Source organism: Paenibacillus lacisoli (assembly GCF_030580655.1).
GTDB lineage: Bacteria > Bacillota > Bacilli > Paenibacillales > Paenibacillaceae > Paenibacillus > Paenibacillus lacisoli.
On sequence record NZ_JAUQTB010000006.1, the window covers coordinates 136,297 to 152,187 of the forward strand.

The following is a 15,891-nucleotide window of genomic DNA, read 5'->3' on the forward strand; positions in this document are numbered from 1 at the left end:
CCGAATGCAGCAGCCGGAAGAGCTGATGCCGCTCACGGAACATCTCGGTGAATTAAGACGGCGTATTATTTATGTGTTATTGGTGTTTGCTGCAGCGCTGGCAGGGGGATTTTTGGCGGCACAGCCTGTGTATACCTATCTTGTTCATGATGGCCAGGCAGCACAGTTCAGTCTTCATGCCATCTCGTTCTGGGATGGGGTGGGCATCTACATGAAGATTGCTCTGCTCTTGGGGCTTGCTCTGACCTGCCCCTTCATCGTCTATCAGCTGTGGAAATTTGTCAGTCCGGGTCTGCTTCCACAGGAGCGCTCGGCGGCAGGGAGGTACGTTCCCTATACGTTTGTTTTGTTTGTGCTCGGTGCTGCTTTTGCGTATTATGTGATCTTCCCGATGGCTTTGTCTTTTACGACCTCGGTGAACCGCAATCTGGGGCTGGAGGAGACTTACGGGGTTGCACAGTATTTTACCTTTTTGTTTAACATTGTGCTTCCGGTTTCGCTGCTGTTTGAGCTGCCGCTCGCAGTGATGCTCCTGACCCGGCTGCGCTTAGTAACACCAAGACTGCTCCGCAAAATGCGCCGGGTATCGTATTTTGCACTGGTCTTCGTGGCGGTCGTCATTACGCCGCCGGATGTCGTATCAGATCTGCTCGTTTCGGTCCCGCTGCTGGGGCTGTACGAGGTTAGTGTGCTGCTGTCGACCGTGGTGTACCGCAAACAGCAGACAGCCGATGCCCGGCTTGAAGAAGAGCTGGGTGCAGAAGAGTAGGTGGAAGACGGGCATATTTTCCAGGGGGATGGATACAATGGAAAAGGGCCTGTCTTCTTCCGTATACAGGCTGCCTTAAGTAAAATCTGCTAGAGAATGTATATAAAATATGTCAAAAGACTTGAAATCCCAATTCAATTTGAGTATTATGAAATTGGTTGTTAGCACTACAGTCAGTTGAGTGCTAATACATACATGCAGCAACCAGGAAAGACCATATAATTTTCAAAGGAGGCTATTTTTTCATGATCAGACCTTTAGGTGAACGCGTATTGGTGGAAGCGATCGAGCAGGAGCAGACAACATCTTTCGGGATCGTTCTTCCTGACTCTGCTAAGGAGAAACCGCAAGAAGGCAAAATTGTAGCGGTAGGCGCAGGCTTGCTGAAAGACGGTGCTCGTATCCCTCTGGAAGTGAAAGAAGGCGACCGTGTTATTTTCTCCAAATACGCTGGAACAGAAATCAAATACGAAGGCAAAGAATATTTGATTATGAAAGAAAGCGATATCCACGCGATTATTGGTTAATCGGACAACCGAACGACCTGAACATAAGCACGAACGCAAGCAGAAAATGACCATTTTTATAACATTCTAGGGAGGTTTTTATCAATGGCTAAAGACATTAAATTCAGTGAAGACGCTCGCCGCTCCATGCTGCGCGGTGTTGATGCCCTGGCTAATGCGGTAAAAGTAACACTCGGACCAAAAGGACGCAATGTCGTTCTGGAGAAGAAATTTGGCAGCCCGCTGATCACCAATGACGGTGTTACCATTGCCAAAGAAATCGAACTGGAAGATGCTTTTGAAAACATGGGCGCACAGCTTGTGAAAGAAGTAGCTACCAAAACAAACGATGTTGCCGGTGACGGTACAACAACTGCAACGGTTCTGGCTCAAGCCCTCATTACGGAAGGCCTGAAGAACGTAACTGCAGGCGCAAGCCCAATCGGTATCCGCAAAGGTATCGACAAAGCGGTTCGTGCAGCAGTAGAAGAACTGCAAAGCATCGCTAAACCAATCGAAGGCAAGCAATCCATTGCTCAAGTAGCCGCGATCTCCGCAGCTGACGAAGAAGTAGGCGAGCTGATCGCTGAAGCTATGGAAAAAGTGGGTAAAGACGGTGTCATCACGGTTGAAGAATCCCGCGGATTTGCTACAGAGCTGGAAGTTGTGGAAGGTATGCAGTTCGACCGCGGCTACATCTCTCCTTACATGATTACAGATACAGACAAAATGGAAGCTGTGCTGGATAACCCTTACATCCTGATCACAGATAAGAAAATCAGCAACACGCAAGAAATTCTGCCACTGCTTGAGAAAATCGTTCAACAAGGCAAACCGCTCGTTCTGATCGCTGAAGATATCGAAGGCGAAGCACTGGCTATGCTGGTGGTGAACAAACTGCGCGGTACATTCAACGCGGTAGCGGTTAAAGCTCCTGGCTTCGGCGACCGCCGCAAAGCGATGCTGCAGGATATCGCTGCCCTGACTGGCGGCCAAGTGATCACAGAAGAGCTGGGTCTCGACCTGAAATCCGCTACGGTTGATCAACTAGGTACTGCACGTCAAGTGCGCGTAACCAAAGAGAACACGATCGTTGTAGACGGCGCTGGCAACAAAGCCGACATCGACGCACGTGTCAGCCAAATCCGTACTCAACTGGAAGAAACCACTTCCGAGTTCGACAAAGAGAAGCTGCAAGAGCGTCTGGCTAAATTGTCCGGCGGCGTAGCGGTAATCAAAGTCGGTGCGGCTACGGAAACCGAATTGAAAGAACGCAAACTGCGCATCGAAGATGCCCTGAACGCAACCCGCGCTGCGGTTGAAGAAGGTATCGTATCCGGTGGTGGTGTAGCGCTCCTGAACGTATACAAAGCGGTAGCAGCTGTTGAACTGGAAGGCGACGAGCAAACAGGCGTGAACATCGTACTGCGTGCACTGGAAGCCCCAATCCGTACGATCGCTGCTAACGCTGGCGAAGAAGGTTCCGTCATCGTTGAGCGTCTGAAGCGCGAAGAGATCGGCGTAGGTTACAACGCAGCTAACGGCGAATGGGTGAACATGATCGAAGCCGGTATCGTTGACCCTGCTAAAGTAACTCGCTCCGCACTGCAAAACGCTGCATCTGTAGCGGCTATGTTCCTGACTACCGAAGCGGTTATCGCTGACAAGCCAGAACCAGCTGGTGCTCCGGCTCCAGATATGGGCGGCATGGGTGGAATGGGCGGCATGATGTAATATAGCCCATCCCCTGATATACCAAGGGTTTTGATTGATAAAACCCTTGAAGGGTAACATTTGGGTAACAAAAGCAATTTTTAATAGAAGCTTCTCATGAGTTCTGCGAACTTTTGAGAGGCTTCTTTTTTTGGTTATGTCAGGATACCCCCCGAATGCCTTAGCATCTCAATTTCCTTAAAGTGTCCGGGAGCGAGGCCTAAGTCATTTTATAGCGCACCCCAGGATATAAATATACTGTATTTTAGTATGCAAGGGGCACAATAAAAAGCCCTCCGGATGGAGAGCTTGTATGCTATAATCTGGAAAGTACAACAGAACGGCTATAATGGGCGGTCGGCTAATCTCCCGGAAGGGAGGTGATGCCTGTGGAGGTTAAAGACGCGCTATCCCTCATGATCCAGTTCGCTGCGTTCGTCGTAACGCTGATCGGATTGGTCGTTACGATAGTCATTGCCTTAAACCAAAGCAAAAAGAAATAGACCGCCCGTGCAAGGGATAACGGTCTATTCCTGTCCCTGAATTCAAGCCGGCCGCTCTTATAGCGGTGTTGTACCGGGGCCGTGTTCCAGCACGGCTCCTTATTTGTATTATATCCATATTATAACCGGGTTTATGATTAATGCAATTCTCCAGCGATGCAATCACCAAGATTTCCAAATACACTTTTCAACACAATGAACATGATTCGTGGTAAACTATCGTAAATGTAAACCGGCCTCGCTGCACCTGATGGCCGGCTTTGTCTTATTTTCACATACATACAGCAGGAGGAACATCATGACAACCTTATTACTCAAGTGGAAACGAATTAGCCTGGTCCAGCGAATTCTACTGGGCATGATCCTCGGCATCATCCTGGCTTTAGCTGTCCCAAGCGCGACAGGAATATCGCTGCTCGGTTCATTGTTTGTATCCGCGTTAAAGGCCGTTGCCCCGCTACTGGTTCTGCTTCTGGTAATGTCCGCCATATCCAAACATGAACGTGGCCGGAAAACCAACATGAGATCCATTATTGCCCTATACGCAATCAGCACCTTTCTGGCAGGTCTGACTGCGGTGGCAGCAAGTTTTGTGTTTCCGGTCCAGTTGTCTCTGGGGAGCGGCGCTGAAAATGTAACGCCTCCTGGCGGAATAACAGAGGTCCTAAAGTCATTACTGCTAAATGTGGTTGACAATCCGGTGAATGCGCTGATCAAAGCGAACTATATCGGGATTTTGGCTTGGGCGATTGTGCTTGGTCTTGCTCTGAAAAATGCCCATGACCACACCAAAAATATGCTGGTCAACCTCTCGGATGCGGTTTCCCAAGTGGTACGCTGGGTCATCCAGCTGGCACCTTTGGGAATTATGGGGTTGGTCTTTGATTCGATTACCACCCATGGTCTGTCCTCCATGATGGATTACGGAAAGCTGCTGCTGCTCCTGATTGGCTGTATGCTGTTTATTGCATTGGTGGTCAATCCGTTGATCGTGTATTTTAACATCCGCAGAAACCCGTATCCGCTTGTGCTCAGCTGTCTGAAAGAGAGCGGAATCACCGCCTTCTTTACACGCAGCTCAGCCGCGAATATTCCGATTAATATGAGATTATGTGAGAAATTAAAGCTGAATCCGGATACCTACTCAGTATCGATTCCGTTAGGTGCAACGATTAATATGGCAGGGGCGGCCGTGACGATCTCGGTACTCACGCTGGCTGCGGTTCATACGCTTGACATTCATGTGGACTTTGGAACGGCTATTATTCTGAGTCTGCTGTCTGCAGTATCTGCGGCAGGTGCCTCTGGCGTGGCCGGTGGTTCGCTTTTGCTGATTCCGTTGGCATGCAGCCTGTTCGGTATTCCGAATGACCTGGCCATTCAGGTTGTAGGGGTCGGTTTTATCATCGGTGTACTTCAGGATTCCGCGGAGACCGCCCTGAACTCTTCTTCCGATGTTTTGTTTACAGCGACAGCAGAGTATGCAAAGGATCGCAAGGAAGGCAAGGATTATATTATTCATGTCTAAAAATATAGAAAAGAAGAGGATCACACGTGTGATCCTCTTCTTTGTTATGTTCAGGCAGCCCTGTACAATCGGCAGGCCTTGGACTAATAAATCCGGTAGTTACCGCTCAAAGCCAGCAGACTGAAGAAGTAAAGGCAGTTATCATAATAACGCCGTTCACCGCGTCGCAAAGGGGTATTCCAGAATAGATGAACGAAATGACTGGAATAAGGACCATCTGCCGCCAGTGAAGCCATGGCGTTCGCTGCCAGCAGACCGACCGGGTGGAGGGCCGGTTCGTCGAAAGGTTTACCATCAACGGTATAGCGGCGATAATCGGATACTTGGATATCACCGAAGAAATTCTGTATGCGGTTCGACTGCTCGATCTGCCATTCATCCTTCCGGAACCATTCCCAGTCCAAGGCCAGGTTGGCCGCTACCCGGTATGCATCACTAAAGAAGTGACTGTAATCTCCATGGGGCTGAGGTTCAGCCGCTGTTCCATCGAAATTCGCATATTCAGGAGACAATCCGGTTACGGGATGGCAGGCCTGGTGAAGGTATTGTCGACTCGCTGCTGCAGCTTCGGTCCAGAACGAATGGTCACGCTCATCCGCATATCGTGCGAATAGTTCATAAAAATGGGGAAGGTGATAGGAGGGATCACTGAAAGGAGACTCCGGTACAAATTTGATTAGTCGGGTCGCCGGGTCCCACATCGGATCACCATTCCCGTCTTCACCTTGGTGTACGCAGGCACGAAGGATGTTTCTCGCCTGCTCTGCATAGTTATAAGGCTTCGGCCCGTCTCCCCACCGGTGTGAGGCGAAGAAGAGGGCCATAGCGAAGAATTCCTCACCGTCCGGGGCAGGGCCCTGGGAAATGCGGGTTCCATCGGGTTGGCAGTGCCATGCAAAATAGTCCTTATACCGGCCGTCCGTATGCTGCATGTACGTCTTTGAGTAATTCCAGAGCCGGTCAAACACCTCTTTTTTATCCATCTGAACAGCCATCATCATCTCGTACGACATTCCCTCGGAACGGACATCGAGGTTTCCGGTATCCAGGATGTAGCCTTTGTCATCATTAACAGGAAAGTAGATCCGGGTCTCGTCGTCTCCAGCAAATAATGCGGACCATGTTTCCTCAAGTCTGGCGGTAATCTGCTGCTCGGTATAACCCGATTCGAGTAGCACATTCCGATACTCGCCGGTCTCCACAGCCCCTTGAACGGTGAACTTCATATGCTGCTGCCTCCTCGTAAGTTCGTTTATTCGGTAAGATTATAGCATGGCTGGTCCTTACGAGATTAAAGCGTTTTCTTAAAAAATTGTAGATGAATTCCTGTTGACAATGACCTTACCTTCTGTGTAATATGTATAACGTTGTTGCAATTTTATTTAAATGAATCTCGTTCGTATAACCCTGCAATCCACTTAGTTCTGGAAGGGCGGGGGTTTCTACAGGGAGCCTATACTTCCTAACTACGATGATGAGGGAATGCAGATTTTCCTTACATTGCAGTTAGGATTTTTTGCGTTCGCAGGTTCTGCAGATTTAAGCGATGATGATGTATCTGTTATAGGAGGTCAGTGAAATTGAAGTATTTAATATCGGTATTTGCAGGAGCCATCAGTTATGGTATCCTGTCAACCATCGTCGTAAAAGCCTATGCTCAGGGTTACCAGCTCGGTGAGGTAGTAGGTGCACAGCTGCTGACAGGCTTTATCCTTTCTTGGATTCTGGCCATGTACACCAAGCGGAGAAGCCGCCGGCCCCAAAATCAGACCGTCAGCGCTTCAGCGACTCCTTCAGGCTTCGCTCGATTGACCTGGAAGCAGCGGCTGCTGCTGATGCTGGCAGGAGCGCCTACGGTCGTAACCGGCCTGCTGTATTATCAGTCTCTTCGATACAATCCGGCTTCCCTGTCGATCGTATTGTTGTTCCAGTTCACCTGGATCAGTGTCCTGATTCAGGCTGTTATTACCCGCCGGAGACCAAGCAATATTATGCTGTGGACGCTGTTGATCCTGTTCGGAGGAACGTTCCTGGCTGCGGGAATTATCGGGCAGGGTACTACCCACTTTAATGGAGTGGGGATTATTTTCGGTCTGCTTTCGGCAATTAGCTACTCCCTGTTTATCCTGTTCAGCGGCAAAGTAGTGCCATCCGTACATCCGACTTACCGGAGTGCGTGGATGGTAACTGGCGGATTCGTTCTGCTGTGTATCCTGTTTCCGCCCCATTTCCTGTTCAACGGGATGATTTGGAGTTCTCTAATGCTGTTCGGTTTTCTGCTTGGCTTGTTCGGAGCCTTCATTCCGCCGCTGCTGTTTGCGATTGGCGTCCCGCGGATTGGCGAGGCGATGGCAGGAATTCTCGGTGCAGCAGAGCTCCCGGTAGCGGTGCTGCTGTCTACCATCGTGCTGCATGAAGACGTAAACGGACTGCAGTGGGTGGGAGTGGTACTGATTCTGATCGGTGTCACACTTCCGGAGCTGTATAAACTCAGAGGTCAGAACAAAAAGCTGATCCCGTCATAACGGATGACGGACAGCCAGTGTATAAACAAAAGCCTTCCTTGATCAGGAAGGCTTTTTGCTGTCTCAGGGCCTGAGGGGATCGTCGTAAGGATGCTGCCGGAATATCGCCCGCTGGCAGAGAATACCTTTAGCATTAGGGTCTGATTATAAAAGGAGGCGATATGATGGCTGTATCCTATATCGATTTCACATCTCCTAATGTGCAGTATTTCTATGATGTGAGCCAAAGCCGGTTTTTTACTAAAGATAATACCAACTACATTAACGCCCTGGGCATTCAGCAGCTGAATTCACTTGGCAACACATCCATCCTCGATATCTATTTGACACAGGGAAGTGTGGTAGAGCCTCATATTCATCAGAATGCATCTGAGCTTGTGTACTGTGTTACAGGCGCTGCCGTTGTGACACTAATCAATCCGTTTACCAAAGAACTGCTCAGTTTCCCGATTAAGCCGGGGCAGGTTGCGAATGTCCCGCAGGGCTGGTTCCACTGGGAAATCGCTACTGAGAATAACACACACCTGCTGGCCATCTTCGATGCGCCGGTGCCTGAATTTATCGCTGTTTCCGATTTTCTGAGACTCGCTCCGGCAAATGCCTTGGCGCACACGTACTGCCTGGATGAGAATCTGATTCAGCAGGCGCTTGCGCCCATCACCAGTACCGTCACGATCGGACCGCCGGCCAATTGTTCCCGCTACCTACAATCCAGTCCCCGGATTCAGGAGATGAACGTTTCTCCGCAGTATACATCCTACAACCGCACTCTGTATAACCAGCCTTACACGGATCCAAGGTAAAATAAGTATGGTTCCCGTCTGTCAGGATGTATAGTTCCGGCCAAGTCCAATTTCTGTAAGCAGCTGCCGGTAGGCGATAGAGGTGCGATCTGCCGGGATATGGGCTTCGGCCATCAGGTCGAGAGGGAGGTCCTCGGGCGTCTGGGCTTCAACCATTTCCCGGTCTTCATTAAAGACCTGCAGATTAAACTCAATGGTATCTTCAACCGGGGCATTTTTATCAAAGTTGCGTGAAATCGGGCAGAAGAGCCGGGTGTAGCGGGCAGATACCGGTGAGGCGCAGTTCAGAATCATCAGCCTGCCATCCTCAGGAAAATGCACCGTGAGCATCGCCGTAAACGGCGGGAACACACGAAACGCACGCAGCCACATAAAACCTTCCGGGGCAGGATTCTCCTGTCCCTTGCCATAATTGCTGACCGTGCTCCAATAGTCGGCCGTCAGCTGGCTGCCTTCACGGTTAACCTTATACTGCGGAACCTCAGTATTGCTGCGATCACCGAAGGTCTCGGTATGCACATAAGCGAAATGGGATACGTCGAGAAAACCTTCCATCTGCCGTCCCGCCGAACCTGCAATATCAAAGCTTGGAGGCAGGATGTTGATAAAGTCAGGATCATCCCAGCCCGGAAATTCAGGAATTTCCTCCTGGCTGCCGGCCAGGGAAGTCCAGATCAGCCCGTAACGCTCAACTGCAGGGTACATAATTAATTTGAGCTTGGGAGAGATTTTGGCGTTGGGATGTGCGGGTACAGCTGTACAGGTACCTTCACAGTTGTAGCGGAATCCGTGGTACGGACATACAATCTCATCATTCTCAACCCAGCCTTTACTCAGAGGGGCTCCCCGGTGAAAGCAGAGATCACGGGCGATAACGACCTGGCCGCGGCTTCGGTAGCACACGAGCTTTACGTCCAGCAGGGTTACAGCGACAGGCTGCTCCTGGATGTCTGCAGCAATAGCGACCGGGTACCAATACTGGGACAGGACCTCCCAATCGCTGGGGGTAAAGGTACAGTCACGCGGCAGTTGGATTTCGGCACGGGCTGTGGATGGGGTTGTACTCATCTTCATTCGCTCCTCTAAGTTAAAATGGTGGTAACACAATAAACCCCAGATGAAAGAGGCACGGCTGAATACATCCTGGTTTCACAGCGGAAAAGGAGTGTTCGTATGCAGTGCCTCTTGTAGCCTGGGGCAATTTACGGTTGCCTGGTCGAGACGCTCACTCCATTTAATGAGCTTATACAAGAGATGTGTTAAATAAGTTTACATTAATTGATTGTAAATAATCTTAATTGATGTACATATCTTTTGTCAACGTTAAGATATCTTCCTTAAAGGAGATGGATAATTGAAATTATCAATATATATGTAACTTTAACTATCATGTGAATGGAGAGAATCAGCTGTTATCCATACTTGGGTAAGAATAACAGCCAAGTTTTTTTATAATCAAAATGTATATAGAACCTTCACATTCGTTTATTTAAATGAGAGGGTTCTTTATTTTAGTTACTTAATTTAGGAAATAAATTTTAAGGGGATATTAAATTTATAACGATGTAAGAATAGAAGCTGGAGAGGGTGGAGAGAGATGAAGCGAACATGGTGGAAGGAGGCCGTGGTATACCAGGTGTATTGGAGAAGCTTTCTGGATACGGACGGCGACGGAGTTGGTGACCTGGAGGGTGTTATTCAGAAGCTGGATTATATCAACGAACTGGGGGCCACGGTCATCTGGCTGAATCCATGTTATGCCTCCCCGGATGTGGATAACGGCTATGATATATCCGATTACCAGGCTGTGATGGCGAAGGCAGGAACGATGGAGACACTGGAACGATTGCTCCAGGAGGTGCATCGGCGGGGAATGAGGCTGATTATGGACCTGGTAGTGAATCATACCTCGGATCAGCATCCGTGGTTCATCGAGTCGCGTTCCTCCAAGGACAATCCTTACCGGGACTATTATATATGGCAGAGCAAGCCTAACAACTGGCGGTCATATTTCTCGCCTTCCGCCTGGGAATACGATGAAACCACAGAATCCTATTACCTGCATTCGTTTGCTGTGCAGCAGCCCGATTTGAACTGGTCGAACCCCGCGATGCGAGACGAAATTTATGCCATGATGCGCTTCTGGCTGGATAAGGGAATTGACGGATTCCGGATGGATGTCATTAATTTGCTTGCCAAGCAGGCCGGATTCCCTGACTCTGAATTCCCGGAGAATATATCATATCTGGGAAACAATCCCGGGATCCACGACTACCTGCATGAGATGCATGAACGTGTCCTGAAGGATTACGATATTTTTACTGTTGGCGAAATTCCGTTCGTTACACCTGAGGATGGTCTGCTGTATGTTGGGGAAGAGCGGGACGAGCTGGATACACTGTTTCATTTCGAGGTCTGCGATTATATGGAGCATTGGGAAATGCAGCGTTTCCGGGATATTCAGCGGCGCTGGTATGAGGGAATGTGGGGACGCGGCTGGAACTCGCAGTTTCTGAATAACCATGACCATACCCGGCTTGTGACCCGTTTTGGCAATGAAACAATCTACCGCACGGAATCGGCCAAATGCTTTGCCACCATGCTCCATACCCTGCCAGGTATGCCTTATGTGTATCAGGGTGAGGAGATTGGAATGACCGGTGTTCGTTTTGCATCCATTGATGATTACGAAGATGTCGCGATTCATAACAAGTATCAGGAGGAAGTGGCCAAAGGCCGTAATCCGAGGGAGGTGCTGGAGAGTCTGCAGCACCTGGCAAGGGATAATTCCCGGACACCCATGCAGTGGAACGCGCTGGAGCATGCCGGCTTCACAGAGGGAACGCCGTGGATCAAAGTAAATCCGAACTATACAGAGGTCAATGTAGCTGCAGCGCTGATGGACCAAGATTCTGTATTTTATTACTATCGGGATCTGATCCGTCTGCGCAAAGAAAACGAAGTGATGGTCTACGGCAGCTATGATCCGGTTCCCGAACTGGACGAGCATCCCTACATCTATGCTTACTATCGGGTTCTGGATGACGAGAAATGGCTGGTTGTTCTGAATATGTCGGAGTATACGATCCCGAATGAGCTGCCTGAGGATGTGAGAAATACCTGCGGGGAGCGAGTAATCGCAAATTACGCTGAGCTCGATCCCGCGGCGGAAGGAGAGCTGATTGATGCTGTGCTGCGACCTTATGAGGCGGCCGTGTATCGCTGCTCTGCCGACTGCATGAAAGCGGCTGAATGATAAGGATCCAGGACCCGCGGTCATTCGAGAATGTCGCTTTAAGCGTCAGACTTCGGACTTATAAGTCCAGGTCTGGCGCTCTTTTTATGATAGGGTCGAAGAAAACAGGCTATGGAATTGAATAACCATAACATGCATCACACCGCAGACATTGGAAGGGCAGCATAATGTAGAGGAATTCGAATTTGGTGCCGCTCTTGAAGAGCATATGATAATGGACGATTGGCGAAGCAGGAACGAGATGTATGTTCAGAAAGAGGGCTTATGTTCTTTTTTTACGACAAATCAGCCTGAAAACCCTAAAAGAAGGGATTCATTCATTTTACAAGACGGGTGCAAAATAATATTCTAATCAAGCCTCCTTTAACAAGAAGAAGGCATTATCCTTTACTTATAGAAAAAGTGGCGGTGGAGTAAATGTCATCCTATGTTAAACGTTTCCTGATCGGCAGACCGCTAAAATCGCATGAAGCCGGTGAGCAGAAGCTCAACAAGACCAAAGCCTTGGCTATTTTATCATCTGATGCACTGTCATCGGTTGCTTACGGCCCTGAGCAGATTCTGCTGGTCCTTATGACGGTCAGTGCGGCTGCCTTCTGGTATTCCATTCCGATTGCCGTTGGCGTTCTGGTCCTGCTGATTGCGCTGATTTTGTCTTACCGTCAGATCATCTTTGCCTACCCCCATGGCGGCGGGGCTTATGTAGTCTCCAAAGAGAACCTCGGAAAGTATGCGGGTCTTGTGGCTGGAGGATCTCTGCTGGTTGATTACATCCTGACTGTGGCGGTGAGTGTATCTGCAGGCACTGATGCGATTACTTCTGCTTTTCCAAGTCTGCATCCTTATAATGTCCCGATTGCGATCGGGTTTGTACTGATTATTACGCTGCTGAACCTGAGAGGGGTTACCGAGTCTGCATCCGTACTGGCCTACCCGGTGTATCTATTTGTGCTGGCGCTCTTCATTTTGATCGGGGTGGGCTTGTACCGCATAGCGACCGGGCAGGTTTCCCCTGAACTCCATACCTCTGTAGGTACGCCGGTGGCGGGAATCAGCTTGTTCCTGCTGCTGCGGGCTTTCTCCTCTGGAAGCTCGGCGCTCACAGGAGTTGAGGCGATCTCTAACGCCATTCCGAACTTCAAGAGCCCTGCGCCAAACAACGCAGCCAAGACACTTATGGCAATGGGTGGACTTCTTGCTCTGCTGTTCTCAGGGATTGTATTGCTCGCCTATTATTACGGGGTCACTCCCCGGGCGGAGGTTACAGTCGTGTCCCAGATTGCCGAAGAGACCTTTGGCCGCAGCTGGATGTACTTCTTCATTCAAGGGACAACCGCGCTGATCCTTATTTTGGCAGCTAACACGGGATATTCGGCCTTTCCGCTGCTTGCGGTAAACCTGGCTAAAGATAAATTTATTCCGCGCATGTTCACAGTAAGAGGTGACCGTCTCGGGTATTCTAACGGGATTATCAGTCTGGGTGTGCTGTCGATCCTTCTGATTATCGCCTTCGAGGGACAAACCGAGCACCTCATTCCGCTGTATGCGGTTGGCGTATTCATTCCGTTCACTCTGTCCCAGACAGGAATGATGCTGAAGTGGATCCGGCAGAAGCCAGAGGGCTGGCTGCTCAAATTGATCATTAATACGACGGGAGCTGTCATCAGCTTTATCGTTGCCATGATGTTCTTCCTGACCAAGTTCGCACAGGTATGGCCGGTTTTGATTTTCCTTCCGCTGATTATACTGCTCTTCTACCGGATACGTAAGCACTATGATGCTGTAGCGGACCAGCTCCGCTTAACCACCTGTGAGCCGCCGCTGCCGATTGAGGGGAATGTGGTGATTCTGCCTGTTGCCGGGATTACGCATGTGGTCGAGAACTCATTGAATTATGCCAAGTCGCTGTCGCCTCATCAGATTATTGCTGTCTATGTGCCGTTCGAGCGGGAGGAGGAAGTTGTTTTCGAGAAGAAATGGGAGGCATGGCAGCCGGATATCCGGCTGGTGACCTTATATTCGCCATACCGGAGCATCATTCACCCGCTGAGCAAGTTTATCGATACGGTACAACGCAAGGCGCAGGAGTCCGATTATCAGGTGACGGTCATGATCCCGCAATTTATTCCGAAGAAGGGCTGGCATAACATTTTGCATAACCAGTCCAGTCTGCTCATCCGGGCGCACTTGCTGTACCGCAGGAACGTCATTGTAACTACCGTGCCTTATCATTTGAAAAAATAATGATCCCCGACAGGCCTCTCCTGGTTCACATGCCAGGGAGGCCTGTTTGTGGTTATAGAATTATATTTTTTTACAAATTTAGCAACATAACCATGCCTTAATCCGTACATATAGAAAAAGCTTATAAGGGGGAAACTTGATGTTTGACGGCGGACCATCTATGGGTGGAGGTTTTGATTTTATGTTTACCGCGGTGCCGCTGTTGATCGGCCTGGTTTTCGTCATTATGGTGATCGGCATCATCTTCAACACCGTCAATTACGCCAGGAATGCGCGTTCTCCGCGCGAAACTCACTTTGTCCGGGTAGCAGCCAAACGAACAGAAGTCCGCACACATACGCACCACCATCACGATGACGACGGGCATATGACGCCAAGTCATTCTTCCTCTACGTATTACTACATAACGCTTGAATTTGAAGATGGACACCGTAAGGAATATACAGACGTGAAGAAGCTGTACGGGATGATCGCTGAGGGAGATGAAGGGTATGCGGCGGTGCAGGGGGACTGGATCGTCGCCTTTGAACGGGGAAGAGCATCCGTCAATGGGCCGCTGTAAAATGAAAGCCAAGGTATTGTATGACATAACCGATGACAAGAAAAAACAACCCGTGTTCTGAGCCAGCTCAGAGACGGGTTGTTCGTTTAATTCACGGAAATTTTACCATAGTACATGTACATTCCGCAGTTATATTCATACGTACCTGGCTTCAGGTCTTCCAGGGCATAGTAGTTGTCGCCTTTATCGAGCTTCATATTGTTCATCCCCAGAGCGGAAGACTTCACGTCCTTAATACAGGTATAGCTGGTATCCTTGCGGAAATTGATTTTGGTAGGAACACCGGCTTTGACACTAATCTTCTCCGGGCTGAAGCCGTTATCGGTGACATCCACCGTAATAACCTCATAGCCTTTGGCTTCCTCGGCAGCTTGGACCGCACGGTCTGCCTCGCTTGTCCCGCTGTTCAAGGCGAAGAACAATCCGCCTGCGATTAGCAGAATCACTACGACGGTAATGGCAATCGGCAGTGGACGCATATATTTTCTCAATGGAGATCATCCTTTCCAGAACGCTGATACTCAGAACCGAAGTTCAGGAATTTATCCTATATATTAAGTATATTAAATTTGAGCGAAACATGTAATGACCCGTCCGGGTCATTCTTTGACAATCCCTTGTCATTTGCGGCATCTGATACGGAGCATGGAATTGGCCTGATATTGGAACTCATAGCTGACGGTCTGCTCCAGCACTTCATAACCCCGGCTTTTCAGATCAGCGATCAGCGGGTCAAGACCGGCATATCGTTCGCCGGCAAGATTCACAAGCGGGAAGATCCGAAGCTCCTCTCTGGCAACGCGCAGCAGTTCATCCACAGCAGCTTTATGAAAAATCTTATCCAGCCGGTCTGCATACATGAACAGGAAATGCGCAGACAGCACCAAGTCAAACTGACGATCCTTGAAGGGCAGCACAGGCAGTGCTGCAGGGATGTACCGCTCAGGTCGTGAAGCCATATCCTGCACACAGTCTTCCAGCGCCTGAAGCCGGGCTGCCTGGAGATCCGGGATGCTGCGGAAATACTCCCATCTGAAATTCGCCGAGGCGTCCGCCATGTTGGTCGTGGCATGTTCGACATCCAATCGTCCTTTGTCTTCCAAGGTATCAATATCATGGTCATAAGCGATATCACATGCAGTGATATCCAGCCCTTTAGCTGAACCTTTCGCCGTAAAAGAACACGCCCCCGCCGGACAATCCAGAACAGATTTACCTTCAAGCTCCTCCGTGGACAGATCAAACATACGCATGTATTCCTCGAACGTCCGGCCGATAAAAATAACCCGTGCCAATTCCAGTCTTGTTCCTGCCTGGTCTAACCTCATCTTATCTGCACTCATCTCAGCTCACCTCATCTGTGGAATTCGTTTCCACCTCATTATAGCCTATTTCTCATCGAATAAAATTCCTTAACCGGCAGACCAATGTCCATTCTTCACAAAAATAAGGCGCTTGTATCTGACAGAAGTGTACTTGTCC

The 15,891-nt window shown here is 49.5% G+C and carries 14 protein-coding genes and 1 riboswitch; of the genes, 10 read left to right on the forward strand and 4 right to left on the reverse strand.

Annotated elements, in window-relative coordinates; all coding sequences use genetic code 11:
* The first annotated feature begins 4 nt into the window (after positions 1-4).
* The 5 genes from tatC to sstT all read left to right on the forward strand — a co-directional run bounded on the left by tatC (position 5) and on the right by sstT (position 5,019).
* Complete coding sequence (tatC, locus tag Q5741_RS12590) at positions 5-769, forward strand: twin-arginine translocase subunit TatC (RefSeq protein WP_305024442.1); 765 nt, start codon at positions 5-7, stop codon at positions 767-769.
* A 245-nt stretch (positions 770-1,014) separates the two neighbouring features.
* Positions 1,015-1,296 (forward strand): co-chaperone GroES, encoded by a 282-nt coding sequence (gene groES / locus Q5741_RS12595; RefSeq protein ID WP_305024443.1) that lies wholly within the window; start codon positions 1,015-1,017, stop codon positions 1,294-1,296.
* Positions 1,297-1,380: 84 nt separating this feature from the next.
* The gene (gene groL / locus Q5741_RS12600) at positions 1,381-3,009 is read left to right on the forward strand and encodes a chaperonin GroEL (RefSeq protein WP_305024444.1); all 1,629 of its coding nucleotides are present in this window, start codon (positions 1,381-1,383) and stop codon (positions 3,007-3,009) included.
* A gap of 368 nt (positions 3,010-3,377) precedes the next feature.
* Positions 3,378-3,491, forward strand: coding sequence for a putative holin-like toxin (locus tag Q5741_RS12605; protein WP_305024445.1), 114 nt, complete (start codon positions 3,378-3,380; stop codon positions 3,489-3,491).
* A gap of 298 nt (positions 3,492-3,789) precedes the next feature.
* Positions 3,790-5,019: a serine/threonine transporter SstT gene (gene sstT, locus Q5741_RS12610; protein WP_305024446.1), complete on the forward strand. Its 1,230-nt coding sequence runs from the start codon at positions 3,790-3,792 to the stop codon at positions 5,017-5,019.
* Positions 5,020-5,102: 83 nt separating this feature from the next.
* Here sstT and Q5741_RS12615 read toward each other — a convergent pair whose 3' ends face one another.
* Positions 5,103-6,245, reverse strand: a complete 1,143-nt coding sequence (locus Q5741_RS12615) for a glycosyl hydrolase family 8 (protein WP_305024447.1) — start codon at positions 6,243-6,245, stop codon at positions 5,103-5,105.
* Positions 6,246-6,599: 354 nt separating this feature from the next.
* Here Q5741_RS12615 and Q5741_RS12620 point away from each other — a divergent pair, with 354 nt between their 5' ends.
* Together Q5741_RS12620 and Q5741_RS12625 are read left to right on the forward strand one after the other, a co-directional pair.
* On the forward strand, positions 6,600-7,544 hold the full coding sequence (locus tag Q5741_RS12620) for an EamA family transporter (RefSeq protein WP_305024448.1): 945 nt from the start codon (positions 6,600-6,602) through the stop codon (positions 7,542-7,544).
* Positions 7,545-7,708: 164 nt separating this feature from the next.
* Positions 7,709-8,347 (forward strand): cupin domain-containing protein, encoded by a 639-nt coding sequence (locus Q5741_RS12625; RefSeq protein WP_305024449.1) that lies wholly within the window; start codon positions 7,709-7,711, stop codon positions 8,345-8,347.
* A gap of 21 nt (positions 8,348-8,368) precedes the next feature.
* Here Q5741_RS12625 and Q5741_RS12630 read toward each other — a convergent pair whose 3' ends face one another.
* The gene (locus Q5741_RS12630; protein ID WP_407074353.1) at positions 8,369-9,421 is read right to left on the reverse strand and encodes a Rieske 2Fe-2S domain-containing protein; all 1,053 of its coding nucleotides are present in this window, start codon (positions 9,419-9,421) and stop codon (positions 8,369-8,371) included.
* 94 nt (positions 9,422-9,515) lie between these two features.
* Positions 9,516-9,618: riboswitch (purine riboswitch) on the reverse strand.
* 326 nt (positions 9,619-9,944) lie between these two features.
* Between Q5741_RS12630 and Q5741_RS12635 the strand changes: the two genes are divergently transcribed.
* The 3 genes from Q5741_RS12635 to Q5741_RS12645 all read left to right on the forward strand — a co-directional run bounded on the left by Q5741_RS12635 (position 9,945) and on the right by Q5741_RS12645 (position 14,409).
* The gene (locus Q5741_RS12635) at positions 9,945-11,603 is read left to right on the forward strand and encodes an alpha-glucosidase (protein ID WP_305024451.1); all 1,659 of its coding nucleotides are present in this window, start codon (positions 9,945-9,947) and stop codon (positions 11,601-11,603) included.
* 417 nt (positions 11,604-12,020) lie between these two features.
* Entirely contained in the window at positions 12,021-13,847 is a 1,827-nt protein-coding gene (locus Q5741_RS12640; protein WP_305024452.1) for an APC family permease, read from the forward strand.
* Positions 13,848-13,986: 139 nt separating this feature from the next.
* Positions 13,987-14,409 carry a DUF2500 domain-containing protein gene (locus Q5741_RS12645; protein ID WP_305024453.1) on the forward strand — a complete coding sequence of 141 codons (423 nt, stop codon included), beginning with the start codon at positions 13,987-13,989 and terminating at the stop codon, positions 14,407-14,409.
* Positions 14,410-14,495: 86 nt separating this feature from the next.
* Here the strand turns inward: Q5741_RS12645 and Q5741_RS12650 are convergent, their stop codons facing one another.
* Positions 14,496-14,900: a cupredoxin domain-containing protein gene (locus Q5741_RS12650; protein WP_305024454.1), complete on the reverse strand. Its 405-nt coding sequence runs from the start codon at positions 14,898-14,900 to the stop codon at positions 14,496-14,498.
* 129 nt (positions 14,901-15,029) lie between these two features.
* Positions 15,030-15,752 (reverse strand): class I SAM-dependent methyltransferase, encoded by a 723-nt coding sequence (locus Q5741_RS12655; protein WP_305024455.1) that lies wholly within the window; start codon positions 15,750-15,752, stop codon positions 15,030-15,032.
* Positions 15,753-15,891 lie beyond the last annotated feature (139 nt).

Excerpts from the sequence above, each read along its gene's own strand:
- tatC (WP_305024442.1), top strand. The coding sequence starts at position 5 with ATGCAGCAGCCGGAAGAGCTGATGCCGCTCACGGAACATCTCGGTGAA.
- groES (WP_305024443.1), top strand. The coding sequence starts at position 1,015 with ATGATCAGACCTTTAGGTGAACGCGTATTGGTGGAAGCGATCGAGCAG.
- groL (WP_305024444.1), top strand. The coding sequence starts at position 1,381 with ATGGCTAAAGACATTAAATTCAGTGAAGACGCTCGCCGCTCCATGCTG.
- sstT (WP_305024446.1), top strand. The coding sequence starts at position 3,790 with ATGACAACCTTATTACTCAAGTGGAAACGAATTAGCCTGGTCCAGCGA.
- Q5741_RS12615 (WP_305024447.1), bottom strand. The coding sequence starts at position 6,245 with ATGAAGTTCACCGTTCAAGGGGCTGTGGAGACCGGCGAGTATCGGAAT.
- Q5741_RS12625 (WP_305024449.1), top strand. The coding sequence starts at position 7,709 with ATGGCTGTATCCTATATCGATTTCACATCTCCTAATGTGCAGTATTTC.
- Q5741_RS12630 (WP_407074353.1), bottom strand. The coding sequence starts at position 9,421 with ATGAAGATGAGTACAACCCCATCCACAGCCCGTGCCGAAATCCAACTG.
- Q5741_RS12635 (WP_305024451.1), top strand. The coding sequence starts at position 9,945 with ATGAAGCGAACATGGTGGAAGGAGGCCGTGGTATACCAGGTGTATTGG.
- Q5741_RS12640 (WP_305024452.1), top strand. The coding sequence starts at position 12,021 with ATGTCATCCTATGTTAAACGTTTCCTGATCGGCAGACCGCTAAAATCG.
- Q5741_RS12645 (WP_305024453.1), top strand. The coding sequence starts at position 13,987 with ATGTTTGACGGCGGACCATCTATGGGTGGAGGTTTTGATTTTATGTTT.
- Q5741_RS12655 (WP_305024455.1), bottom strand. The coding sequence starts at position 15,752 with ATGAGTGCAGATAAGATGAGGTTAGACCAGGCAGGAACAAGACTGGAA.